22 protein-coding genes and 1 tRNA gene are annotated in these 22,374 nt (G+C 68.3%); 11 read left to right on the top strand and 12 right to left on the bottom strand.

What is annotated here, in order from left to right; genetic code table 11:
- Positions 1 to 77: 77 nt before the first annotated feature.
- Genes OU998_RS01460 through fsa form a run of 4 tightly spaced genes read right to left on the bottom strand, consistent with a single transcriptional unit; the run spans position 78 to position 2,885 of the window.
- Entirely contained in the window at positions 78 to 533 is a 456-nt protein-coding gene (locus OU998_RS01460) for an iron-sulfur cluster assembly scaffold protein (protein ID WP_267515078.1), read from the bottom strand.
- 37 nt (positions 534 to 570) lie between these two features.
- Complete coding sequence (locus OU998_RS01455) at positions 571 to 1,500, bottom strand: tyrosine recombinase XerC (RefSeq protein WP_267515077.1); 930 nt, start codon at positions 1,498 to 1,500, stop codon at positions 571 to 573.
- Positions 1,482 to 2,195 carry a DUF484 family protein gene (locus OU998_RS01450; protein ID WP_267515076.1) on the bottom strand — a complete coding sequence of 238 codons (714 nt, stop codon included), beginning with the start codon at positions 2,193 to 2,195 and terminating at the stop codon, positions 1,482 to 1,484. Before OU998_RS01450 ends, OU998_RS01455 begins: the two co-directional genes overlap by 19 nt.
- A gap of 36 nt (positions 2,196 to 2,231) precedes the next feature.
- Positions 2,232 to 2,885 (bottom strand): fructose-6-phosphate aldolase, encoded by a 654-nt coding sequence (gene fsa, locus OU998_RS01445; RefSeq protein WP_267515075.1) that lies wholly within the window; start codon positions 2,883 to 2,885, stop codon positions 2,232 to 2,234.
- Between the two features lie 180 nt (positions 2,886 to 3,065).
- On the opposite strand from fsa, the gene OU998_RS01440 reads away from it, so the two are divergent.
- Positions 3,066 to 5,246 (top strand): primosomal protein N', encoded by a 2,181-nt coding sequence (locus OU998_RS01440; protein WP_267515074.1) that lies wholly within the window; start codon positions 3,066 to 3,068, stop codon positions 5,244 to 5,246.
- 20 nt (positions 5,247 to 5,266) lie between these two features.
- Here OU998_RS01440 and OU998_RS01435 read toward each other — a convergent pair.
- Positions 5,267 to 5,343: transfer RNA gene (locus OU998_RS01435), tRNA-Ala, on the bottom strand.
- Between the two features lie 257 nt (positions 5,344 to 5,600).
- On the opposite strand from OU998_RS01435, the gene OU998_RS01430 reads away from it, so the two are divergent.
- From OU998_RS01430 to OU998_RS01405, 6 genes are all read left to right on the top strand, one after another.
- Positions 5,601 to 6,029 (top strand): DUF2141 domain-containing protein, encoded by a 429-nt coding sequence (locus tag OU998_RS01430; protein WP_267515073.1) that lies wholly within the window; start codon positions 5,601 to 5,603, stop codon positions 6,027 to 6,029.
- 23 nt (positions 6,030 to 6,052) lie between these two features.
- Positions 6,053 to 7,525 carry a carotenoid oxygenase family protein gene (locus OU998_RS01425; RefSeq protein WP_267515072.1) on the top strand — a complete coding sequence of 491 codons (1,473 nt, stop codon included), beginning with the start codon at positions 6,053 to 6,055 and terminating at the stop codon, positions 7,523 to 7,525.
- A 78-nt stretch (positions 7,526 to 7,603) separates the two neighbouring features.
- On the top strand, positions 7,604 to 8,731 hold the full coding sequence (locus OU998_RS01420) for an acyltransferase family protein (RefSeq protein WP_267515071.1): 1,128 nt from the start codon (positions 7,604 to 7,606) through the stop codon (positions 8,729 to 8,731).
- A 48-nt stretch (positions 8,732 to 8,779) separates the two neighbouring features.
- Positions 8,780 to 9,310, top strand: a complete 531-nt coding sequence (locus tag OU998_RS01415; protein ID WP_267515070.1) for a CHAP domain-containing protein — start codon at positions 8,780 to 8,782, stop codon at positions 9,308 to 9,310.
- A 72-nt stretch (positions 9,311 to 9,382) separates the two neighbouring features.
- A complete protein-coding gene (locus tag OU998_RS01410) occupies positions 9,383 to 10,180 on the top strand; it encodes a tryptophan 2,3-dioxygenase (RefSeq protein ID WP_267515069.1) in 798 nt (265 codons plus the stop codon).
- Positions 10,181 to 10,505: 325 nt separating this feature from the next.
- The gene (locus OU998_RS01405) at positions 10,506 to 10,991 is read left to right on the top strand and encodes a PA2169 family four-helix-bundle protein (protein WP_267515068.1); all 486 of its coding nucleotides are present in this window, start codon (positions 10,506 to 10,508) and stop codon (positions 10,989 to 10,991) included.
- Here the strand turns inward: OU998_RS01405 and OU998_RS01400 are convergent.
- On the bottom strand, positions 10,988 to 12,073 hold the full coding sequence (locus OU998_RS01400) for a phosphotransferase family protein (RefSeq protein ID WP_267515067.1): 1,086 nt from the start codon (positions 12,071 to 12,073) through the stop codon (positions 10,988 to 10,990). The two genes, OU998_RS01405 and OU998_RS01400, sit on opposite strands and share 4 nt — an antisense overlap.
- A 38-nt stretch (positions 12,074 to 12,111) precedes the next feature.
- Entirely contained in the window at positions 12,112 to 13,608 is a 1,497-nt protein-coding gene (gene glpK, locus OU998_RS01395) for a glycerol kinase GlpK (RefSeq protein ID WP_267515066.1), read from the bottom strand.
- Between the two features lie 57 nt (positions 13,609 to 13,665).
- Between glpK and OU998_RS01390 the strand changes: the two genes are divergently transcribed.
- The 3 genes from OU998_RS01390 (at position 13,666) to OU998_RS01380 (ending at position 16,568) form a co-directional block, all read left to right on the top strand.
- Entirely contained in the window at positions 13,666 to 14,646 is a 981-nt protein-coding gene (locus OU998_RS01390; RefSeq protein WP_267515065.1) for a threonine ammonia-lyase, read from the top strand.
- Positions 14,647 to 14,701: 55 nt separating this feature from the next.
- Positions 14,702 to 15,157: a MaoC family dehydratase gene (locus tag OU998_RS01385; protein ID WP_267515064.1), complete on the top strand. Its 456-nt coding sequence runs from the start codon at positions 14,702 to 14,704 to the stop codon at positions 15,155 to 15,157.
- 250 nt (positions 15,158 to 15,407) lie between these two features.
- Positions 15,408 to 16,568, top strand: a complete 1,161-nt coding sequence (locus OU998_RS01380) for an OmpA family protein (RefSeq protein ID WP_267516675.1) — start codon at positions 15,408 to 15,410, stop codon at positions 16,566 to 16,568.
- A 146-nt stretch (positions 16,569 to 16,714) separates the two neighbouring features.
- Here OU998_RS01380 and OU998_RS01375 read toward each other — a convergent pair whose 3' ends face one another.
- Positions 16,715 to 16,885, bottom strand: a complete 171-nt coding sequence (locus OU998_RS01375) for a hypothetical protein (RefSeq protein WP_267515063.1) — start codon at positions 16,883 to 16,885, stop codon at positions 16,715 to 16,717.
- Positions 16,886 to 17,016: 131 nt separating this feature from the next.
- On the bottom strand, positions 17,017 to 17,691 hold the full coding sequence (locus OU998_RS01370) for an OmpA family protein (protein WP_267515062.1): 675 nt from the start codon (positions 17,689 to 17,691) through the stop codon (positions 17,017 to 17,019).
- Between the two features lie 241 nt (positions 17,692 to 17,932).
- Between OU998_RS01370 and OU998_RS01365 the strand changes: the two genes are divergently transcribed.
- Complete coding sequence (locus tag OU998_RS01365; protein WP_267516674.1) at positions 17,933 to 18,844, top strand: isopenicillin N synthase family dioxygenase; 912 nt, start codon at positions 17,933 to 17,935, stop codon at positions 18,842 to 18,844.
- Between the two features lie 18 nt (positions 18,845 to 18,862).
- Here the strand turns inward: OU998_RS01365 and OU998_RS01360 are convergent, their stop codons facing one another.
- The 3 genes from OU998_RS01360 to OU998_RS01350 all read right to left on the bottom strand — a co-directional run bounded on the left by OU998_RS01360 (position 18,863) and on the right by OU998_RS01350 (position 22,318).
- Complete coding sequence (locus OU998_RS01360) at positions 18,863 to 20,533, bottom strand: pilus assembly protein (protein WP_267515061.1); 1,671 nt, start codon at positions 20,531 to 20,533, stop codon at positions 18,863 to 18,865.
- Positions 20,534 to 20,660: 127 nt separating this feature from the next.
- Complete coding sequence (gene mtgA / locus OU998_RS01355) at positions 20,661 to 21,353, bottom strand: monofunctional biosynthetic peptidoglycan transglycosylase (RefSeq protein ID WP_267515060.1); 693 nt, start codon at positions 21,351 to 21,353, stop codon at positions 20,661 to 20,663.
- On the bottom strand, positions 21,353 to 22,318 hold the full coding sequence (locus tag OU998_RS01350) for a WD40 repeat domain-containing protein (protein ID WP_267515059.1): 966 nt from the start codon (positions 22,316 to 22,318) through the stop codon (positions 21,353 to 21,355). Before OU998_RS01350 ends, mtgA begins: the two co-directional genes overlap by 1 nt.
- Positions 22,319 to 22,374: the final 56 nt, after the last annotated feature.

The following is a 22,374-nucleotide window of genomic DNA, read 5'->3' as shown; positions in this document are numbered from 1 at the left end:
GTCCCTTCGCCGGGGGCTGGATGGGGTCGCCGCGCTTATCCCCTGTCATCGCAGGGGGATCAACCGGTCAGAGCCCGTCAGGCCGCGCCGGCGAGACGAGTTCGTTCCGCCAGGGCCTGATTGACCGCTTCCAGCGTCGCCTCAACGGCCACCAGGGTCGAGGCGTGGCGGGCGGGATAGTCGGCGACCTGGCGCAGAAGGCGCAGATCCTCGAACCGGCCGAGGGGGCCTTCGCCGCCGGATTTCAGCATGGCGACCATGGCGTCGCGGGCGTCGGCGATCTCCTCGCCCGAGGCGCCGATGACGGACTGGCCCAGAACACCGGCCGCCGCCTGACCCAGGGCGCAGGCCTTGACGTCCTGGCCGAAGCCGGCGACGCGGCCTTGGTCGTCCAGCGTCACATCGACCGTCGCGCGCGATCCGCACAGTTTGGCGACTCGCTCGCCGGTTCCCTCAGGCGACGACAACCGCCCCGCATGCGGCAGGTTGGCCGCCAGCGTCAGAATGCGCGCGCTGTAGAGATCGTCGATCATGGGGCGAAGATAGGACGGGCAGTGGCCGGGTGGAACCCTAGGCGCGCGGATGGGCCGCCGCATAGGCGTTCAGCAGGCGCTCGGCGTCGACGCCGGTGTATTTCTGGGTCGTCGACAGGCTGGCGTGGCCCAGCAGTTCCTGGATCGAGCGCAGATCAGCGCCGGCGCCCAGCAGATGGGTCGCGAAACTGTGGCGCAGGGCGTGGGGGGTGGTGCGTTCGGGCAGGCCCAACCGCCCGCGCAGCCGCTGGACCGAGGCCTGGACGTGACGCGGGCTCAGCGGCCCGCCGCGCCGGGCGCGGAACAGGGCGTCGGACGGCTGAACCGGAAAGGGCTGGAGCGCCAGATAGGCGTCCACCGCCGCGCGCACGGCGGGCAGAACCGGGACGATCCGGGTCTTTGATCCCTTGCCGAGCACACGCAGGGTTTCGCCCAACGGGGCGTCGGCCCGGGTCAGGGACAGGCCCTCGGAAATCCGCAGACCGCAGCCGTAAAGCAGGGTCAGGACGGCGCGGTCGCGCGCGGCCTCCCAGGGTTCGGCGTCCGGATCGGCGTCGGGTTCGGCCAGCAGGCCGCGCGCCTGGTCCTCCGTCACCGGTCGGGGCAAGGACGGCTTGATGCGGGGTCCGCGCACCAAGGCCAGCTGGGGCGCGGGCGTATCCAGTCGTCGGTCCAGAAAGGCGTGAAAGCCGCGAATGGCCGACAGGGTCTGGCTGAGGGACCGGGCCGCCAGGGGATGATCGCCGGATCGGCGGTCCGCCAGATGGGCCCGGACCTCGGCGGCGGTGACGGTTCCCAGAGTCTTCAACGTCAGGGCCTCGCCGCGATGGCGTTCGAGGAAGGCGACATAGAGCCGGCCGATATGGCCGTAGGCCTCAAGCGTACGGGGCGACAGCCGCCGTTCGTGCGCCAGATGCTCGAGCCAGGCGAGCAGGGCCTCGGCGGCGGTCAGTTCAACACCGGCCATCGCTCAGCCATCCGCTCCACCACCCGGGCCAGGAAGGCGGCCAGTTCGCAGCCCATGGTGGGGGTGAAGCCTTCGAGTTCAGGCGAGCCGAAGGCGCACAGGCAGGGACGGGGCGGTTCGCCCGGCGTCAGATGGGGCGCCATGCGGATCAGGGCGACCGACTTCACCTGGTCGGCGGCCGCGCCGAACAGGTCCAGGCCTTCGAACATCGGGCCCAGCCAGGTCAGGCCGTGTTCGCCGAGCAGACCGTCCACGGCGCCGGCATCGAGCCCGCGCCAGCCGAAGGGCACGCCGCCGGGCCGCTCCAGGGCGATGGCGGCGGCGGCCAGGCCGAACCGCCCCTGGGCCGCCGCGTCCAGACGTCGCGCCAGGTCGGAATGGTTGCGGGCCTCCATCAGGTCGAGGGCGGCGACATGGGTCTGGGTCTGGGCGGCGAAATTGGCGCGGGCGATGGTCTCGACCTCGCGTCGGGCGCCGGCCTCACGCTCGACCACGGCTTCGAGCCGGGTCAGGGCGGCGGCGCCGAACTCGACCACATTGCGGCCGTGCGGACGCAGGCCGATCTCCTCCAGCAGGGACCGGTCGTCCAGCAGGGTCTGGGGATGGGTCTGAAGCCAGCCGCGCACCTCGGGCCAATGCAGGCCGTCGCCCAGATGGGGGACGGCGTCCGCCTCGGAGGTTTCGAAAAGGTCCAATGAGCCGCTCAAACAGACCTCTCCGTGACGCGCGATTTACAGAATGGACTGACCGGTCTTGGCCCAGTCCGCCACGAAGGCATCAAGACCTCTGTCGGTTAACGGGTGCTTTACCAGAGCCTTGAATGTGTCGGCGCCGAAGGTGGCGGCGTCCGATCCGGCCACGGCAGCGGCGGCCACATGGGCGACGTTACGCAGCGAGGCGGCCAGGATCTGGGTCTCGAAACCGTGCACGTCATAGAGGACGCGGATCTCCTCCAACAGGGCGATGCCGTCGGCGCCATTGTCTTCCAGCCGCCCGACGAAGGGCGAGACGAAGGTGGCGCCGGCCTTGGCGGCCAGCAGCGCCTGGGCGGCCGAGAAGCACAGGGTGACGTTGGTCTTGATCCCCTTGTCCGTGAAGACGCGGCAGGCGCGCAGGCCGTCCCAGGTCAGGGGCAGTTTCACCACCACATTGGGGGCGATGGCGGCGAGCTTGTCGCCCTCCTTGACCATGGTCTCGAAATCGAGCGAGACGGCCTCGGCGGAAATCGGCCCCTCGACCAGGGCGCAGATTTCGGCGATGACCTCGGCGATGTTCCGACCCGACTTGGCGATCAGCGACGGATTGGTGGTGACGCCGTCCACCATTCGGGTGGGGATCATGTCCTTGATGACGGCGACGTCGGCGGTATCGAGAAAGAGTTTCATGGACAGGGCTTTTAGCGTCACCGAGCAGCGGATGCGACTCCCTTTCTCCTCCCCATCGCTTGCGATGGGGAGGTGGCGCGGCGCGTCTTCGCGCCGTGACGGAGGGGCTCTGGCCGCACGACAGGCGCCTGTGATGCGGCAAGAGCCCCTCCACCACTTCGTGGTCCCCCTCCCCATTTCATGGGGAGGAGAGGGCGAGTGAAAGTCGCCTCGGTCCTCATTCCCCTGCCGGTGCCGGAAGCCTTCGATTATGAGGCGCCCGAAGGCATGACGCTGGCGCGCGGCGATCAGGTCGCCGTGCCGCTGGGGCCGCGTCTGATCCGGGGCGTGGTGGCCGAGGTGTTCGAGACCACCGGCTCCAACCGGCGGCTGAAGTCGGTCGACTCGAGGCTGGACGACCCTGCGCTACCGGCCGGCGTGATGGACTTCGTCGAATGGGCCGGGCGCTGGACCCTGTCTCCGCCCGGCGAGATGGCGGCGACCGCGCTGAAGGGGCTGCGCGCGCCGCGCCCCCGGCCGGAACGTCGGGTGCGACGGGTCGGCGACCGGCAGCCGGCGCGCGCCACCCCGGCCCGGACGGGCGTGCTGGAAGCCCTGGGCGACCGCGCCATGGCGGGCGCCGATCTGGCGCGCGCGGCCGGCGTGTCGTCGGGCGTGATCAAGGGCCTGATCGACGAGGGCGTTCTGGAAATCGTCGAGATCGCCGCCGAGGCGGCGTTCGACCGACCTGATCCCGACCATGCGCCGGCGACCCTGAACGGCGACCAGGCGGCGGCGGCGACGGCTCTGGCGGCCGGCGTCACCGGCGGCGGCTTTCGCCCCTTCCTGCTGGACGGGGTCACGGGGTCGGGCAAGACCGAGGCCTATCTGGAGGCGATAGCCCGGGTCCTGCGCGCCGATCCGGCGGCGCAGATCCTGATCCTTCTGCCCGAGATCGCCCTGACCCAGGCCTTGATTGAACGGATCACGGCCCGGTTCGGCGCCGCCCCGGCCGAATGGCATTCCGGCGTCGCCCCGCCCCGCCGCCGTCAGGTGTGGGAGGCGGTGGTCGCCGGCCGGTGCAATATCGTGGTCGGCGCCCGTTCGGCCCTGTTCCTGCCCTTCGTCAATCTGCGGCTGATCGTGGTGGACGAGGAGCACGACAGTTCGTTCAAACAGGAAGAGGGTCTGGTCTATCACGGGCGCGACCTGGCGGTGGCGCGGGCGCGGATCGAAAAGGCGGCCGTGGTTCTGGCCTCGGCGACGCCGTCGCTGGAGACCCTGTGGAACGCCCAGGCCGGACGGTATGACTGGCTGAAGCTGGGCGCGCGTCACGGGGTGGCGGTGATGCCCGATATCGAACTGCTGGACCTGCGCCAGCACACGCCCGATCCCCAGACCTGGCTGTCGCAACCGCTGCGTCTGGCGGTGGGCGAGACCCTGGCGCGAGGCGAACAGACCCTGCTGTTCCTGAACCGACGCGGCTATGCGCCGGTCGTCCTGTGCCGCGTCTGCGGGCATAGGCTGACGGCGCCGGACACCGACAGCTGGCTGGTCGAGCACCGCTATACCGGCCGTCTGGTCTGTCACCTGACCGGCTTCTCCATGGCGCGGCCCAAACTGTGCCCGTCGTGCGGGGCCGAGGACTCCCTGGTCTCGGTCGGTCCCGGCGTCGAACGGGTCGAGGAAGAGGTGCGCCAGCTGTTCCCCGAGGCGCGGACGGCGGTGTTCAGCTCTGACACCGTGCCCGACGCCAAGTCGGCGCGGGCCTTGATCCAGCGGATGACGGACGGCGAGATCGACATCCTGGTCGCCACCCAGGCCGCCGCCAAGGGCCACAACTTCCCCCGCCTGACCCTGGTCGGGGTGGTGGATGCGGACCTGGGCTTGCGAGGCGGCGACCTGCGGGCGGCCGAGCGGACCTATCAACTCTTGGCCCAGGCGACGGGGCGGGCGGGGCGCGCCGACCGGCCGGGGCGGGCCATTTTGCAGACCTGGACCCCCGAACATCCGGTGCTTCAGGCCCTGGCGGCCGGCGACCGGGACGCCTTCGTCGAGGCGGAGATGGCCGAGCGTGAGGCGGCCGCCCTGCCCCCGTTCGGCCGGTTGGCGGCGATCATCCTGTCCAGCGAGAATGCGCAGGCGGTGGAGAAGGTCGCCGCCGACCTGGCCCAGGCCATTCCCAACGCCGAACGGCTGGAGGTCTATGGCCCCGCCGACGCGCCCCTGGCCCTGGTGCGCGGACGGCGGCGAAAGCGGCTGCTGGTGCGGGCGGACCGCGATGTGAACCTTCAGGCCTTCCTGCGCGCCTGGTTGACGCGGGTGAAGATCCCCGCCTCGGTCCGCCTGACGGTGGATGTCGATCCCTACTCCTTCCTCTGACCTCTGAGAGGCGAAGAGGATGGAGGCCTGGCCTCCGAGTCGAACGGAGGGTTTTCGGGCTTGCAGGCCCGCCGCGTAGCCACTCCGCCACCAGGCCGTGACGCGGTCACACTGCCACAGGCCGGGCTGTGACTGATGTCGTCCGCGTTTCGACCTGTAACGCGGCGTAGCGGCGAGATGGGGCGCGCTGAATCATCGAACGGGTGGCGACACGCGCATCGTCGGCGGCGGAGACGGTCGTTCACGAAGGCCAGGTGGTCGCTCCCGCATGTCCGATGGCAAGGGCGACCCATCGTCTTCAGGGTCAGGTCATCAAGGGCCGGTCGTCGGTCCCCCTGAACAGGACACTGCGCCATGAAGACCCTTTCCGCCCTCTGTGCTTGCGCCGCCCTTGCCGCCGCCGCCCTGGCCTCCACCTCCGCCTTGGCCGCCGACGTCACCTTCGACTTCGACGTGGCCGCCCCGACGGGACGGATCATGGTCGCCCTGTTCGACAGCGAGGCCAACTATGGCGGCGCGGGTCAGCCGGTTCGCTACGCCATGGTCGAGGCAGGGGAGCCTTCCCGACGGGTGACGTTCGAAGATCTGCCGGACGGCGACTACGCCATGCGCGCCTTCCACGACGTGGACGGCGACGGGAAGATGAAGACCAATCCCTTCGGCATGCCGGTCGAGCCCTTTGCCTTCTCCAACAACGCCGTCGGCAACATGGGTCCGGCCTCGTGGGAGCGCGCCAAGTTCGCGGCGACCGGCGCGGTCGTCCAGACCATCAGCCTCAAATAATCCGTCCCAGCAGGAGCCAGACCATGACCCCGTCCCGCCGTTCCTTCCTGATGGGCGCCGCCGCACTGTCGGCCGCCGTCGCCACGCCCGAGATGGTTCGCGCCGCTGCGGCCCTCGACGCCGCCGCCAAGGCCGAATGGGCCCTGGCCACCCGCGACGTCGAGGGCGACCTGCCGCGTCAGGCGATGCGCCTGATCAACGGCCGAGCCCCGGCGGGTCTGGAAGGGGCCCTGTTCCGCAACGGACCCGGTCGGTTCCGGCGGCCGGGCGGATCGGTCACCCACTGGTTCGACGGCGACGGCCTGATGCGGGCCTTCCGCATCCAGGACGGCCAGGCCACGCTGGAGGCCCGGTTCGCCGATACGCCCAAGCGCCGGGTCGAGACCGAACTGGACGCCGTCGTGACGCCCGGCTTCGGCACAAGGGGCGACGCCCGCGCCCGCGTCGGCTCGAACGACGACTCCAACGCCGCCAATACGGCGGTCATGGCGGCCGGGAACCAGGTCTGGGCCCTGTGGGAAGGCGGCTCGCCCCTGGCCATGGATGCGTCCGACCTGTCGAGCCAGGGCTTCGTCACCCTGCGCGACGACCTGAAGGGCATGCCGTTCCAGGCCCACCCGCGTCGCGCGCCCGACGGCTCGATCTGGAATGTCGGCACGGCCGGCGACCGGGCCGTGATCTGGCGGCTGAACGCCGACGGGGGCCTGAACCGGGCCGAGGTCATCCGCTTGCCGCGCGCCAGCTATATGCACGACTTCACCGCCACCGACCGGCATGTGATCCTGGTGCTTCAGCCCTGGATCCAGGAACGCCAGGCCCTGCCGATCATCAACGGCCTGGCGTGGCGGCCCGAGGCGGGGACCCAGGTCATGGTGCTGGACAAGGACGACCTGACACAGTCGCGCCTCTATGAACTGCCGGGCTTCTTCCACTTCCACCTGGGCGACGCCTGGGCCGAGGCGGACGGGACGATCCGCTTCGACGTGGCGGCCAGCGGCGATCCGCGCTTCGCCGTCGATGGGGCGCGGGTTCTGGTCGAGGGACACGGGGTGGTGCCGGGTGATCCGGCCAAGCTGGCCCTGATCACCCTGCGTCCGGACGGCAAGGCCGAGATGCTGACAAGCGACGCCGTGGGCGAATTCCCCAAGGCCGACCCGCGTCGTCTGGGGCTGAAGCGCCGCCTGACCGTTCACACCAGCGGCGAGACGGCGGGACGCCCCCTGCCTACGGGTCTGGCCTTGCAGGACTGGGACAGCGGCCGGTCGCACGGCTTCACCTTCGGCCTTCATCAGATCGTGGAGGAGACGGTCTTCGTGCCCAAGCCCGGCGCCACGGCCGAAACCGACGCCTGGCTGATCGGGCCTTCGGTCAATCTGAAGGCGGGGCGCACGGAGCTGCACGTGTTCGACGCGGCCCATGTCGAGGACGGGCCGGTAGCGACCTGGCAGGCGGACACAGCCTTGCCGGCGGGCTTCCACGGGACGTGGGTCGGGTAGGGGGTCACCTAAGGCGGCGGGGGCGCGAAGCTTGCGGGCCTTCACGGTTCGACAAGACCGACGTGTCAAGGTGAGACCATGACCCCCGTGCAAACGCCCGCCGATCTTCGCCCCATCACCGCCCTGCGCTTCGGTGCGGCGATCTGGGTGGCCGTCTACGCCTTCTGGGAGAACCTGGCGGGGGCGCCCTCGTCCAGCCTGGTCCAGAAGGGCTATCTGGGGGTCGAGCTGTTCTTCGTCCTGTCCGGCTTCATCCTCAGCCACGTCTATCTGCAGGCGGCGGGGGAGAAGCGGTTCTCGTATCGCAGCTTCCTGTGGGCGCGGGTGGCGCGGGTCTATCCGCTGCACGTCGCGACCCTGGTCGGGGTGGGGCTGCTGGCCGCCGCCGCCCTGTTCGCCGGGATGAGCGTGGATGGGAATGTGCTGAGCTGGGCGTCGCTGCCGGCCAATCTGCTGATGGTCCACGCCTGGGGCCTGGCGCCGGTGGCGGGGTGGAACCATCCGTCCTGGTCGATCTCGGCCGAGTGGTTCGCCTATCTGTGCTTCCCCCTGTTCGCCTGGGTCTTCTGGCGGCTGCGTCAGCGCCCGGTCGCGGCCTTCCTCGGAGCGGCGGCCTTCCTGGCGGCGCTCTACTCCGGGTTCGAGCGGCTGGCGGGCTTCCCCCTGACCGAGGCGACCATCCTCTGGGGGGCGCTGCGGATCGTGCCCTGTTTCGCCCTGGGGTGCGCCCTGTACCTGGTCTATCGTCGTGGCCCGCTGAAGGCGCCCTGGACGGCCTCGGCTGTGTCGTTCGGCCTGATGGTGTTGAGCGCGGCCCTGGGCCTGTGGGACGGGGTCACCGTCCTGCTGGCAGGGGCCCTGATCCTGTCGCTGGCCTCGCTGCCGAACGAACGGGCCGGATGGCTGGCGTCCAAGCCCGCCGTCTATCTGGGGGAGATCAGCTATTCGGTCTATATGGTCTGCGTGCCGTGGAAATTGCTGGCCGTGAACCTTGCGGCCAAGGTTACCGACGCCCCGGACAAGCAGCTTCAACTTTTCGTGTGGTTGGCGATTCTGGCCCTTTTGCCGGTCGTCGCAGCCGTCTCCTACCACCTCGTCGAACACCCGGCTCGCAAGGCTTTGAGGGGGATGGCGCAACGCCGCAGAACCGCGTCAAGCGACAAAACACCTGACGTCGGTACGTCGAAAAGGGTTTCTCAATCCTAATTTCCTATGGTCTAAAACCACCATCGGCAGTCGGGATACAGGCCAAGCATGATTAAACGGCTCAAAGCCGTCGCGGTTGCGACGACCTTCGGATTTCTTGCGCTGGGCGTCGCGCCCGCTTCCGCAAAGGCCGATGAGCCGTACTGGCAGTGCGTCACCTTCGCCCGCATGTTCTCGGGCATCAACATCTTCGGCGACGCCTGGACCTGGTGGCGTCAGGCCGCCGAGAAGTTCCGCACCGGCGACGCGCCCGAGACCGGTTCGGTCCTGGTCTTCCGTCCCGAAGGCCGCATGAGCCGGGGCCATGTCGCCGTCGTCTCCGACATTCTGACCGACCGCGTGGTCCGCGTGACCCACGCCAACTGGGGCGGCAGCCGCGGCAAGGTCGAGGAGAATGTCACGGTCGTCGATGTCTCGCCCTCCAACGACTGGTCGCAGGTCAAGGTCTGGTACAATCCGATCAACGATCTGGGCACCACCGTCTATCCGACCTACGGCTTCATCTACAAAGGCGCGCGCGACGCCTTCGACGCCGGCCGCCAGATCGCCTCGAACGCCACGAGCCAGGGCCAGCACTGACCTGAACCCGCCGGGATGAGCGGATCGGAGCGGTGCGCTTGCACCTTCTCCAGCCACGGGCGATAGGCGGGCATGACCCAATCCAGCGACATCACCTACGCCGGCTATCTGGCGTTGGACGACCTGCTTGCCACCCAGCATCCGCTGTCGGACCAGCACGACGAAATGCTGTTCGTCGTGATCCACCAGACCAAGGAGCTGTGGCTCAAGCAGATCCTGCACGAGGTGGCCCTGGCCCAGACCATGGTGCGCGCCGGCGACCTGGTCCCCGCCTACAAGAGCCTGGCCCGCGTCAGTCGCATCCAGGCGGTGATGACCCAGAGCTGGGACATTCTGTCGACCATGACCCCGGCCGACTATCTGCGGTTCCGGGGTTCGCTGGGCTCCTCCTCGGGCTTCCAGAGCGATCAGTTCCGCCGGTTCGAGGCCATGCTGGGGCTGAAGGATTCCAGCTTCCTGAAGTTCCACACGGACCGGCCCGAGGCCCTGGCCGCGCTCCAGGCCGCCATCGCCGCCCCCAGCCTGTATGACGACGCCCTGGCCCAGATGGCCAAGGCTGGCCTGCCGGTGCCGGCCGAGGTTTTGAACCGCGACGTGACCCAGCCCTATGAGCCGTCGCAAGCCGTGGAGGCGGCCTGGCTGGAGGTCTATCGCGACACCGAACGCTGGTGGCCCCTGTATCAGCTGGCCGAGAAACTGGTCGATCTGGACGACGCCCTGCTGACCTGGCGGCACAAGCATGTGGTCACGGTCGAGCGGATCATCGGCCGCCGGCGCGGCACCGGCGGCACCGAGGGGGCGGCCTATCTGGCCTCGACCTTGACCAAGCGCTGCTTCCCCGAGCTGTGGTCGCTGCGCACCAGCCTGTGACCCGGCGCCAAGGCCCGGAGGCGAAATAGACGGAATCCACCGCAATTTTTTTGAGTCTATTTTCGTCCATTCTTTACAAGCGACGGGGCGGCGCTGAGCGTTCATCCGCCCAGTATGCGCCTGCCCCGGAGCCTGCTTAGAAGAGGCCTGCGCATCCTCGCCGACGCTTTGAAAACAGGCGGTTTATTCTCTGGAATTAGGCGCGGAGCAGGATCGATCCTGACACGCTCTGACGCCATTTTGATCGTCCGATCGCCGCACCCGGCAACCTTCCCCCCGCCTGCCCATTCCGCCGTTCGACCGCAATGCGGAAGGAATGAGCGACATGACCAATCCCAACGCCCACGACATCACGGTTCTGAATGGGCTGATCGAAACCACGCTGGACAGCGTGGACGGCTACCGCGAGGCGGCCGAACAGACCGAGGATCCGCACTATCGCACCCTGTTCGAGACCCGCAGCGCCGAACGACGGCAGGTGGTGGAGGATTTATCGGGCGCCGTGCGCGGCCTGGGCGGCGACCCCGAGCCGCAGGGTTCGATCCTGGCCAAGGCCCATCGCGCCTTCCTGGATGTGAAACACGCCCTGCTGCGCAACGACGATTCCGTGGTCGGCTCGATCGACAGCGGCGAGGGCTTCATCGCCGACAAGTTCGAGAAGGCGTTGGAGGATGCCGGCATCTCGGCCACCACGCGCGAGACCGTCCGTCGCGCCTATGCGGCGATCAAGGTCGGGCATGACGAGATGCACGCCCTGAAACACAGTCTGGAAGGCCAGAGGGACGCGTCCAACCCCCTCTACCCGACCTAGGCGCCCGACCGTTTCGCGAAACCCCAGGCCGCGTCGCTGAGCGGGCCGACCTGGGCGGCCATGCTGCGGGCATGGGCGCTGGCCGCCGTGCCGTCGCGGACGCGGCCGGCGATGCCCTGGCAGATCGCCGCCAGTCGGAACAGGTTGTAGGCGTAGAGCCAGTCCAGATCGGCGGGCCGCATGCCGGTGGCGGCGGCGTAGCGGTCCACTGTCTCCTCCACCGAGGGGATCCCCAGGGCCACGAGGTCGGCGCCGGCGAGGCCGTTGCGCAGGCTGGCGGGAATGGCCCAGGCGATCAGCAGATAGGAGAAGTCCGCCATCGGATCGCCCAGGGTCGACAGTTCCCAGTCCAGCACGGCGCGCACCTCGGCCCGATCCTCGGCCAGGATCATATTGTCGAGGCGGAAGTCGCCGTGGACGATGCGGCTGGGCCCCTCAGACGGCAGGCTGTCCGGCAGGAAATCGATCAGCCGGTCCATGGCGGAGACGGACTCGGTTTCGGAGGCCCGATACTGTTTGGTCCAGCGACCGACCTGGCGGGCGAAATAATTGCCGGCCTTGCCATAGTCGGCCAAGCCGATGGCGGCGGGATCGAAGGCGTGAAGCCGCGCCAGGGCGTCCGTCTGGGCGTGATAGATGGCGCGGCGCTCGACGGGGGTCAGGCCGGGCAGTTTCAGGTCCCAGAGGATACGGCCCTCGACCTTGTCCATCACATAGAAGATCGAGCCGATGACGGCCTCGTCCAGACACAGCGCATGGGGCTTGGCCACCGGGAATCCCTGGGCGGCCAGGGCGGAGATGACCTGGAACTCGCGGTCCACGGCGTGGGCGCTGGGCAGGAGAACGCCGGGCGGCTTGCGGCGCAGCACATAGGCGGCGCCCGGCGTGACCAGCTCATAGGTGGGGTTGGACTGGCCGCCCTTGAACTGGCGCACCGTCAGCGGGCCAGCGTAGCCCGCGACATGGTCGATCATCCAGGCGTCCAGCGCGGCCTCGTCCAGCCGGTAGCGGGGATCGACCTCGCGCGTGCCGGAAAAGGCCGTTTGAGCGTCCTGCATAGGCGCGTCGGTGGCGTCGGTCATGGGCGGCCCTTTGGCGTTTCCTTTGAGCCGCCCGCGTCTTAGGCGCGGTCCGGCGCGGCGATGATGGCGGCCTTGACGGCGCGGCGCCAGCCGGAAAGCAGACGCTCGCGTTCCTCGGGCTTCATCCGGGGCTTCCAGCAGGCCGGGGCTTCGGCCGGGCGGGCCTCCAGATCGGAGACCAGGCCGACGCCCAGGGCGGCCAGGCGCGCGGCGCCGAGGGCCGTCATCTCCTGAAATGCGGGACGTTCGACCTCGACCTCGCAGATGTCGGCGACGAACTGCATGGCGAAACTGTTGGCGGTGACGCCGCCGTCGACCTTCAGCGTCTTTAGCGGCGGGGCGCCGTCCTGAGCCAGGGCGTCGAGCAGATCACGCGTCTGATAGGCCAGGGCCTCCAGGGCGGCGCGGACGAAATGAGCCGGGCCCGAATCCCGAGTCAGCCCCACCACGGTCCCGCGCGCCTCGGGCTCCCACCAGGGGGCGCCCAGGCCGGTGAAACCGGGGACCATATAGACCCCGCCATTGTCGGTCAGGCTCTGGGCCAGGGCTTCGGACTGGCGGGACTCGGAGATCAGCTTGACCCCGTCCCTCAGCCACTGGATCGCCGACCCGGCCGAAAAGATCGATCCCTCCAGCGCATAGGCGGTGCGGCCGTCGGCCCTATAGCCGAGCGTGCCGAGCAGACGACGGGTCGAGGCGACCGGCGTCTCGCCGACATTGGCCACCAGAAAGGCGCCGGTGCCATAGGTGATCTTGGCGTCACCGGATTTCAGCGCGCCGTGGCCGACCAGGGCGGCCTGCTGGTCGCCGGCCGATCCAGCGATGGGCAGGGGGCGGCCGAACAGCGCCGGATCGGTCTCGCCGATCAGGCCGGCGCAGGGGACGATGGCGGGAAGGGCCTGACGCGGCACGTCGAACAGGGCGCACAGGTCGTCGCGCCATTCCACCATCTTCAGATCCATCAGAGCCGTGCGAGACGCATTGGTGGCGTCGGTGGCGTGAACCCGACCGGCGGTCAGTTTCCAGATCAGCCAGGCGTCGATCGTGCCCAGTTTCACCTCGCCCCTCGCCGCCCGCTCGCGCGAGCCGGGCGCGGCGTCCAGCAGCCAGGCGAATTTGGTCGCCGAAAAATAGGGGTCGAGGATCAGGCCGGTCGCGGCCTGGACCGTCGGTTCATGGCCCTCGGCGGTCAGGCGGGCGGTGACGTCGGCGGTGCGGCGGTCCTGCCAGACGATGGCGTGGTGCAGGGGTTCGCCGGTCGCGGCGTCCCAGATCACCGCCGTCTCGCGCTGGTTGGTTATGCCTATGGCGGCGAACCGGTCGACGCCGCCCGCCTGGCGCACCACTTCGCGGCAGGTCTGGAGGGTGGCGGACCAGATCTCGGCCGCGTCATGCTCGACCCAGCCGGAGCGGGGGAAATGCTGGGCCAGCTCGATCTGGCTGACAGCGACGGGGCGCAGGTCGTGGTCCCGGACCTCAAAGGCGATGGCCCGGGTCGAGGTCGTGCCCTGGTCGATGGCGAGGATCAGGCTCATCTATTTCTCTCCTGCGCCGTCTTGGGCGACGGCTGCGGCTCGGGCTAAAGGGAGCATATGACGACGCACCTGCCCAGCTATGAAGGCGTCCTCGACGCCGCCCGCCAGATCGACGGCGTCGCCGTCCGCACGCCCCTGATCGAGAGCCCGGCCCTGAACGCCGTGGTCGGCGGCCGGGTTCTGATGAAGGCGGAAAACCTCCAGCGGGCCGGGGCCTTCAAGTTTCGCGGCGCCTATAACCGGATCAGCCGGCTGAGCGCCGAGGAGAAGGCGCGCGGGGTCGTAGCCTTCTCGTCCGGCAATCATGCCCAGGGCGTGGCGGCGGCGGCGGCCCTGGTGGGAACGCCGGCGATCATCGTCATGCCGTCGGACTCGCCGAAGGTGAAGGTCGAGGGGGTGATCGGCTTCGGCGGCGAGGTGCGGCTCTATGATCGCTGGACCGAAAGCCGCGAAGCGATCGGCGCCGCCATCGCCGCCGAGCGGGGGTGCGTCCTCGTGCCGCCGTTCGACGACCCCTTCATCATCGAGGGCCAGGGGACGACGGCGCTGGAGATGCTGGACCAGGCCGATGCGCCGATGGACCAGCTGCTGTGCGGCGCCTCGGGCGGGGGGCTGATGGCCGGAATCAATCTGGTCATGGCCGAGCGCAGCCCGCAGACCCGCGTCCTGGTGGTCGAGCCCGAGGCCTATGACGATACGGCCCGGTCGCTGGCGGCCGGGGAAAGGGTCGGCCACCCCCAGGGCGCGCCCTCGATCTGCGACGCCCTGATGAGCCCCATGCCCGGCGTCCTGACCTGGCCGATCAACAAGCGGCTGGCCGGCGCCGTCACAGTGTCCGACGCCGAGGTGGCCGAGGCGGTGCGGTTCGCCTTCCGCCATCTGAAGCTTGTGGTGGAGCCGGGCGGAGCGGTGTCGCTGGCGGCTCTGCTGGCCGGAAAGGCCGAGAGCGCAGGCGTGACCACGGGCCTGATCCTGTCCGGCGGCAATGTCGATCCGGGCCTGTACGCCGAGATCATCGAGGGTCGTTTCGACGCGTGACCCCTTTCCTTCCCCCTAAGCCTGGGTCAGGCTTCGCGGAAAAGGGAGCAATGGAATGACGAAGCCACAGGAACTCCAGGGCCTGATCGGGCAGGAGATCGGCGTCTCGCGATGGTTCGAGGTCAGCCAGGCGCGGATCGACGCCTTCGCCGACTGCACTGAGGATCGGCAATTCATCCATGTCGATCCGGAGGCGGCCAAGGCCACGCCCTTCGGCGGAACCATCGCCCATGGCTTCCTCACCCTCAGCCTGGCCTCGGCCATGAGCTATGACGCCGTCGCGCCGCTGGACGGCCTGACGATGGGGATCAACTACGGGTTCGACAAGCTGAGATTCCTGGCCCCCGTGCGGGCTGGATCGCGCGTGCGGGGCCGGTTTCGGCTATTGTCGGCCGAGGACAAGGGGGGCGGGCGCTGGCTGCTGAAGCAAGAGCTGACGGTGGAAATCGAGGGCGCAGATAAGCCGGCGCTGGTCGCGGAATGGTTAGGGATGCAGGTCGTCGCGCATTAGGCCGGCTGAAGGCTGCGATCCACCGATGTGGATCATCATGGCGAATGCAAGTCCTCCGGAAACGACCTAAAATCGTTCCAATCGCGGCGAGGTCGCCAATTTAACCTGTAGCATCAATAGCACGGTGGAGATTGCGGCGCCTTAAATCGCCCTGTTTTCACCTCGACCTTCCACGGCAACGCTGATAAGATCGGGTGAGGCGGTAGACCCGCCCTAGATTAAAACAGGCGGAGGGCTACCCCCTATGCGTATGAAGACTTTCGTGCTGGCCTCCAGCGCAGCGGCCGCTCTGGCCCTGTCCGCTGGCGCTGCGTCGGCCGAGCCGAACGGCTGGTACGGCGCGGTTGACGCCGGCTACCACATCATCGACGACATCAATGCCGAGTCGTCGACCAATGGCGCAAATTGGAACTATGAAGTGAACGACGGCTGGGCGGCCTTCGCCCGTCTCGGCTATCGCTTCAACCCCAGCTGGCGCGTTGAACTCGAAGGCGGTTACCGCTCGGGCGACATCGGCACCGTGCGCGCCGTGTCGGGCACCCAGGGTTTGTGCAACCTCACCCCGGCGACCGGCGGCTGCAACTCGCCGGAAGGCGACATCGAGTCGACGACCCTGATGGCCAATGTCATCTACGACTTCGGCTATGAAGCCTGGGGCATCCGTCCCTTCGTCGGCCTCGGCGCAGGCGTGAACCACGTCAACACCGAAACCGTCGGTGCTCTACGCGCCAACCGCGGCGCCAGCTTCGCCATCGACGACAGCTCGACCGAGTTCGCCGCTCAGGCGATCGCCGGTCTGGCCTGGGCCATCAGCGACCGCGCCAATATCGACCTGACCTACCGCTATCTGACCGGCGACGCCACTTGGGCTTCGACCACGGCCGGCACGGGCGCCGGCGCCACCTCGTTCGGCGAATGGGACGGCGACTACGATCAGTCGCACACCGTGACCCTGGGTCTGCGCTACAGCTTCGGCGCCGAAGAAGCGGCTCCCCCGCCCCCGCCGCCCCCGCCGCCCCCGCCCCCGCCGCCTCCTCCGCCCCCGCCGCCCCCGCCGCCGGTGGCTCAGAAGCCGGCCGCGCGTCAGTTCGTGGTCTACTTCGACTGGGATCGCTCCGACCTGACGGCTGAAGCCCGCTCGGTCGTCGCCCAGGCCGCCAGCTACGCCAAGACCGGCGCCGCGACCCGCGTCGTGATCGTCGGCTACACCGACACCTCGGGTTCGGCCGCCTATAACCTCGGCCTGTCGAACCGTCGTTCGCGCACCGTCGCGGACGCCCTGGTCTCGCAAGGCGTCAACGGCGGCGTCATCGCCCTCGACGGCAAGGGCGAAACCGCCCTGGCCAAGGCCACGGCTGACGGCGTGCGTGAGCCGCTGAACCGTCGCGCCACCATCGACATCAACTTCTAAGACCGTTCAAAGGGTCGGCCCGGATCCCGGGCCGACCTGAGGTCAGAAGATTGTCGTAAGATTGAAACGCCGCTTCCATCTGGAAGCGGCGTTTTTCTTGGCTGTTCCGTGTAATCGGCGCCAGCGCCTCGGGCGCGGGAACAAAATCAGTCGGTGGAGGAGACCAGCTGGATCTGCGGATCGCGTGCTGTCGGCTGGGAGGGTTGAAAAAGCGCCTCCCCGACAAGGACGACGAGCGTGGCCGCAAGGATGGCGCTGACCAGCGCAATCCCCGCAAGCTTCAGACCCTGCCCAAGCCCTGGACCGTCAGGCGCCAACGAACGTCTCCCACCGCCACGCCCTCCGGGGAATCATACGGCGCGAGCCGGCGCAAATCACGGTTCGGTGCGCCCAGCAAAAAGGGCGGCGTCCGTGACGCCGCCCCCCTTCAACTTCGCGCTCGGTCTGATCAGCCCGTGAACGGCCGGATCAGGATTTCGACCCGACGGTTCTGGGCCTTGCCTTCAGGCGTCGCATTGGACGCCACCGGTTGGCTGGAGCTGACGCCCGCCACATACAGGCGCTCGGCGATCACGCCCCGACGCACCAGCTCGGAGGCGACGCTGGCGGCGCGGCGTTCCGACAAGGGCTGGTTGATGACATCCCCGCCCGAAGAATCGGTATGGCCGACGATGTCGATGGTGGAGCGATCATATTCCTGCAGCACCCGTGAGACGTCGTCCAACACCGGCAGGAAGCGCGGATCGATCGACGACTGGTTGGTGGCGAAGGTCACATCGGACGGCATGCGCAGAACGAGGTTGTCGCCCTGACGCGCCACGCCGACGCCGCTGCCCGACAGTTCAGCCTCCATGGCGCGCTGCTGACGGTCCATATATTGGCCCACAGCGGCGCCGCCCAGGGCGCCAATGCCGGCGCCGATGAGGGCGTTCTTGCGGCCCTGCTCGCCGTTCGAGGTGTTGGTCAGATAGCCCAGCAGGGCGCCGCCCAGGGCGCCGGCGATCGCGCCCGTTCCCGTGTTGTTACGGGTGGGCGTCGAGCTATAGGGGTCGGTGGTGGTGCAGGCGGCGGTCCCGAGCAGGGCCGCGATGGAAACGCTGGCGACAAAAATCTTGGCGCGCATGGAGTGGTCCTTCCGAATTGAAGTCTGGCGCAAAAACGCTCGCTTACTGTCTAGGTTCCCAGCTGTACCATAGATGAACGCGTCGCCGCTAAGGATGGAGCGCCTCTCCGGGACAATCCGCCCCGACTGACATAAACGGGGAATAGGCGTATGAAGCCGCCGCATACCGCCCGAAGGAGAACCGTCCGTGAGCTCGACCGAAACCCAGACCGACGCCCCGCGCGCCATCACGCCGGTTTCGATGACAGGCTATGATACGGACTTCCAGGGTTTCAGCGACGCTCTGGGCGCGTCCTTCGCCCGGTTCGGCTTCGCCGTCGTGGCGGACCATGGGCTGGACGAGGCCCGGATCGCCGCCGCGATCCATGATGCAAAGACCTTCTTCGCCCTGCCCGAAGACGTAAAACGTCAATACCACCAGCCCGGCACCGGCGGTGCGCGCGGCCTGACCCCGTTCGGCGTCGAGGCGGCCAAGGGCGCCGCCACGGTCGATCTGAAGGAATTCTGGCACGTCGGCCGCGAACTGCCGCAGGACCATCCGTACCGCCAGTTCATGCGCGACAACCTGTGGCCGACGGAAACCCCGGACTTCAAGGCCCATGTCTATGGCATGTATGAGGATCTGGACGCCCTGGGCCGCAAGATCCTGCGGGCCATCGCCCGCTATCTGAACCTCGACGACGGCTATTTCGACGACAAGGTCGAGATGGGCAATAGCGTGCTGCGGCTGCTGCACTATCCGCCGGTGCCGGCGGATGCGCCGGGCGTTCGCGCCGGAGCGCATGAGGACATCAATGTCATCACCCTGCTGCTGGGGGCGGAGGAGGCCGGGCTGCAGTTGAAGGAGAAGGACGGAACCTGGCTGGACATCGCGCCGCCGCCGGGCGCCCTGGTGATCAATATCGGCGACATGCTGCAACGGCTGACCAATCACGTCCTGCCGTCGACGACCCACCGGGTCGTCAATCCGGCGCCGGAACGGCGCGGCTTCGCCCGCTATTCGACGCCCTTCTTCCTGCACTTCAACCCGGACTTCCCGATCGAAACCCTGCCCAGCGCCGTGACGTCGGAAAACCCCGATCGTTACGCCGGCAAGACCATTACGGCCGAGGCCTATCTGACCGAACGTCTGCGGGAGATCCGCCTGCTCTGACGGCGGCGGACCCGCCGATCAGCGCGCGATCCGCAGCTGGGTGATGTCGCGACCGATGGCTTCGAAGGCGGCGACCAGGGCCGTTCCGCTATTGGCCAGATAGGCCTTGTCGGACGAGGAGGCGCAGCCTGACAACAGGGTCGCAGCCGCGCTGTTGGCGGTGATCGAGAAGCCCACGGTGTAGACGACGACTCCCTTGGCCTTCATGGCGGTGCAGAGCTTCGGCGCCTGGGAGGCCGAGGATCCGTTGCTGGCGTTCTGGTTGATGCGAACATCATTCTGACTATAGGAGCCCGACAGGGAGTCCTTGGCGATCACCCCGCTGTAATAGGGGGTGTTGAAGTCGCCGTCGGTCATCAGGACCACGGCCTTGATCGTCTTGAACTCATCATAGTCGTTTGCGGCCGAGGCCGAGGGCCACAGGCTGTTGAAGTTGGGCGCCACCGTGTACCAGCCCCAGGCCGTGCCGATATGGCCGGCGGTCGAGCCGCCCGCCGCCAGACTGTTGATGATGGACTTTAGGCTGTCGCGATCGCTGGTCAGGGGCTGAACGCCGACGGTGAGGCAGGTGTTTTCATTGGTGCTGGAATAGTTGCGGCCCACATAGGCCGACGCAGGAGAGGCGTCGGTATAGGCGGCGGATCCGATCCGCTCTGTCACGCAGTTGCTGATCTCATGAACGGACGTACTGCCTGCCGCATTGGTGTAGGCGAGATACTGGCAGCCCGCGACGGTGCAATAGGCCGTCCCGTTGCCGGAATAGCTTCCCGAGATATTGCTGCTGATCACATAGCTGAAGGTGTCGGTCGTGCGCGCCGTCACGGTGAAGGCCGTGTTGGTCGAGCTGCGGGTCGTCTTGGTGGCGCTGTTGACCGCCATGCCGGACACGCCGGTAACGACAACGCGGTCATTGACGACGAAACCATGGTTCGCCGCCGTCACCGTAATGGTGCAACTGGTCGGCTTGCTGGTCGGCGTGCAGGTCTTGGTTACGGCTGTGATGGTCTTGCCGGCCGCCACAGGCCCCCGCGCGGCGGCGGCGCGCGATTCCAAGTAGACGCCCATCGAATAGGGGACGACGGACATCCGCGAGGTGTAGGGGGTCTGGACGTCCTTGACGACGATATCGACCATCTTGAGGGCGGCGGTCTTCAGATTGGCGATATCGGTCCCGTCCATCGAGCCGGTGATGTCCAGCACCATGGCCACTTCAAGATTCTTGGCCGACCGGTTGACCTCGGAATGGACATTGACGGGAATAGTGTCGTCGAGCAGCTGCCCATAGGGCGGCAGGACGATGTTGGCGACCAGGGTCTTCACCCGGCCGACCGCGTTGGAGACCACGACGGTCGTGCCGTCCATCACGACAGTGACATCAGAGTCCTGGATCGGCTCGATCTCGGTATTCTCCAGATTGGCCCGCAGCGTGATCAGGGTGACGGTCTTCAGGTCGTCGGGGTCCGTATAGGACGACCGGGCCGCAGACAGGGTGGCGGCGTCCAGGGCGTCCTGGAACTGGGACCGGGCCGTCGTCACGCGGTGCAGATCAATGCCGCCCAGCGCCAGCATGGCGATGATCGGCAGGCTGAAAGCGAAGATCATCGCCACATTGCCGCGCCGGTCGTGGCCCAGGCGCGAGACGAGGCTGAAGAGGCGGCGGACCGCCCGACGGATCAATGGAGAGGCCAAGTTCGTCGCTTCCCTGCCGGGCGCACCCGGCCCGTGGAACGGTACAATGCCGTCATACGGTTAAGAGAAGCCTCAAGCCTCAGGTTAACGGCGCGGACGACGCCGAGCGGCGGGGTGAGGCCAGCGCCTATTGCAACACACAGGTGTTGAGCCCCTGTCCGCGGACCGTGCCCATGGCCGCCTGGATGCGTGAGGCGCGGCGGCGGACATAGGGACCGGGCGCAGCGGCCTTGTAGCGACGCGGGGCGGGCAGGATGGCGGCGAGACGCGACGCCTCGCGCGGGGTCAGGTCGGCGGCGTCCTTGCCGAACCAGTGCTGGGCGGCCGCCTGGGCGCCATAGACGCCGGGCGCCCATTCGACCACGTTCAGATAGACCTCCATGATCCGGCGCTTGGACCAGACGGTCTCGATCAGGACGGTGTAGCCCGCCTCGAATCCCTTGCGGACCCAGTCGCGCCCCGGCCACAGGAAGACGTTCTTGGCCGTCTGCTGGCTGATGGTCGAGCCGCCGCGGATGCGGCCGCCCTCGGCGTTATGATCCAGCGCCTTCTGGATCGCCTCGATGTCGAAGCCGTGGTGGCTGCAGAAGCGGGCGTCCTCGGCGGCGATGGCGGCGTTGACCAGATTGGGCGAAATGTCGTTCAGACCGCGCCATTGATAATCCAACCCCTCGCCACGCACGGCCTGGCGCAGCATCAATATGGTCGGGGCGGGCGGCAGGACGGCGACGATCAGCACGCCGCCGATCGGCAGCAGGGTCAGGACCGCCAGGGCGATCAGCGCCGCCCGGAACCCTGGCTTTTTCCGCCCGCGCGCCATTACAGGATCGCCACGCCGGCGGCGCCGTCCTCGTCGGCCCAGGCCACCTGGTCGGCGGCGGGGCTGAGGGACAGGGCGACGATGGACGGCCCCTTCTCGGCCTTGACGAAGTTCAGGCCCTGGGCGGCCGGGTGGGCGACCCAGACGCGGCCGTCGGTCAGGCCGGCGGCCAGCAGGCCGTGTCCGGTGCGGGCCGAGACCAGATTGACCAGGGTCGTATCGTCATAGCCGATCTCGGTCGCCTCGCGCCCCATCGGGCCGTTCGCGCCGATGAAGGGCCAAAGGACCGCGCCCTGAGCGCCCGAGGTGGCCAACAGCTGTCCATTGGCGAGGAAGGCCAGCGACCGGACCTTGGACGGATAACCGCCCATGCGCAGGTTCTTGGCGTCCTTCAGCCGCCAGCCGTGCAGCTGACTGTCCTGCATGGTGGTGACCACGAAGGCCCCGTCAGGGGAGAAGGCGACGGCGGTGTGGGACCCTGCCCAGGCCAGTTTGACCGGTTGCTGCTTCTCGATCCGGGCGTACCACAGCGCCGCGCCGCCGTAGGTCGAGGCGGCGATGCGCCGGCCCTTGGGGTCGAAGGCGGCGCCGGAAACGGTGCGCTCGTGCTGGAAGTCGCGGCGGAAGGCTGCGTCCTTGGGGTCGATCACCGACAGGGTGCGGCCCCAGGAGAAGGCGATCAGGCCCGAGGCGGGCGAGGCGTCGAGGGAGTCGATCCACTGGTTCTTCGCCGTGGCCAGGACCGCTGGTTCGGCGCCGCGGCGGCTCCAGACCACCTGGCCGTCGTCGCCGCCGGTGACGATCCCGTCGCCGGTCGGATGGACGGCGGCGCAGAGCACGGCGCCGTCATGGGCCTGGACCGTCGCGCCGTCGGCGAACCGGACCGAGCCGTCGCCAAGGGCGAAGACGGCGCCGGTGCTGTCGAACAGGGCGGCGGTGGCCTGGGCGTCGAAATCGAAGTTCATGCGGGAGGCGTTAGCGGGTTGCGGGGGCGGGGGCAAATGAGGGCGTGTTCTCCCTC

This window comes from Brevundimonas sp. SL130 (assembly GCF_026625805.1).
Classification (GTDB): domain Bacteria; phylum Pseudomonadota; class Alphaproteobacteria; order Caulobacterales; family Caulobacteraceae; genus Brevundimonas.
Note: the sequence above shows the minus strand (reverse complement) of the source record. Positions and strands in the feature narration are given on the sequence as shown.

What these genes read in the sequence shown, in the direction of transcription:
- OU998_RS01440 (WP_267515074.1), top strand. Translation starts at nt 3,066, where the DNA reads ATGGGGAGGAGAGGGCGAGTGAAAGTCGCCTCGGTCCTCATTCCCCTG.
- OU998_RS01460 (WP_267515078.1), bottom strand. Translation starts at nt 533, where the DNA reads ATGATCGACGATCTCTACAGCGCGCGCATTCTGACGCTGGCGGCCAAC.
- OU998_RS01425 (WP_267515072.1), top strand. Translation starts at nt 6,053, where the DNA reads ATGACCCCGTCCCGCCGTTCCTTCCTGATGGGCGCCGCCGCACTGTCG.
- OU998_RS01350 (WP_267515059.1), bottom strand. Translation starts at nt 22,318, where the DNA reads ATGAACTTCGATTTCGACGCCCAGGCCACCGCCGCCCTGTTCGACAGC.
- OU998_RS01420 (WP_267515071.1), top strand. Translation starts at nt 7,604, where the DNA reads ATGACCCCCGTGCAAACGCCCGCCGATCTTCGCCCCATCACCGCCCTG.
- fsa (WP_267515075.1), bottom strand. Translation starts at nt 2,885, where the DNA reads ATGAAACTCTTTCTCGATACCGCCGACGTCGCCGTCATCAAGGACATG.
- mtgA (WP_267515060.1), bottom strand. Translation starts at nt 21,353, where the DNA reads ATGGCGCGCGGGCGGAAAAAGCCAGGGTTCCGGGCGGCGCTGATCGCC.
- OU998_RS01390 (WP_267515065.1), top strand. Translation starts at nt 13,666, where the DNA reads ATGACGACGCACCTGCCCAGCTATGAAGGCGTCCTCGACGCCGCCCGC.
- OU998_RS01405 (WP_267515068.1), top strand. Translation starts at nt 10,506, where the DNA reads ATGACCAATCCCAACGCCCACGACATCACGGTTCTGAATGGGCTGATC.
- OU998_RS01380 (WP_267516675.1), top strand. Translation starts at nt 15,408, where the DNA reads ATGAAGACTTTCGTGCTGGCCTCCAGCGCAGCGGCCGCTCTGGCCCTG.
- OU998_RS01385 (WP_267515064.1), top strand. Translation starts at nt 14,702, where the DNA reads ATGACGAAGCCACAGGAACTCCAGGGCCTGATCGGGCAGGAGATCGGC.
- OU998_RS01370 (WP_267515062.1), bottom strand. Translation starts at nt 17,691, where the DNA reads ATGCGCGCCAAGATTTTTGTCGCCAGCGTTTCCATCGCGGCCCTGCTC.
- OU998_RS01365 (WP_267516674.1), top strand. Translation starts at nt 17,933, where the DNA reads ATGACAGGCTATGATACGGACTTCCAGGGTTTCAGCGACGCTCTGGGC.
- OU998_RS01410 (WP_267515069.1), top strand. Translation starts at nt 9,383, where the DNA reads ATGACCCAATCCAGCGACATCACCTACGCCGGCTATCTGGCGTTGGAC.
- OU998_RS01415 (WP_267515070.1), top strand. Translation starts at nt 8,780, where the DNA reads ATGATTAAACGGCTCAAAGCCGTCGCGGTTGCGACGACCTTCGGATTT.
- OU998_RS01430 (WP_267515073.1), top strand. Translation starts at nt 5,601, where the DNA reads ATGAAGACCCTTTCCGCCCTCTGTGCTTGCGCCGCCCTTGCCGCCGCC.
- OU998_RS01400 (WP_267515067.1), bottom strand. Translation starts at nt 12,073, where the DNA reads ATGACCGACGCCACCGACGCGCCTATGCAGGACGCTCAAACGGCCTTT.
- glpK (WP_267515066.1), bottom strand. Translation starts at nt 13,608, where the DNA reads ATGAGCCTGATCCTCGCCATCGACCAGGGCACGACCTCGACCCGGGCC.
- OU998_RS01455 (WP_267515077.1), bottom strand. Translation starts at nt 1,500, where the DNA reads ATGGCCGGTGTTGAACTGACCGCCGCCGAGGCCCTGCTCGCCTGGCTC.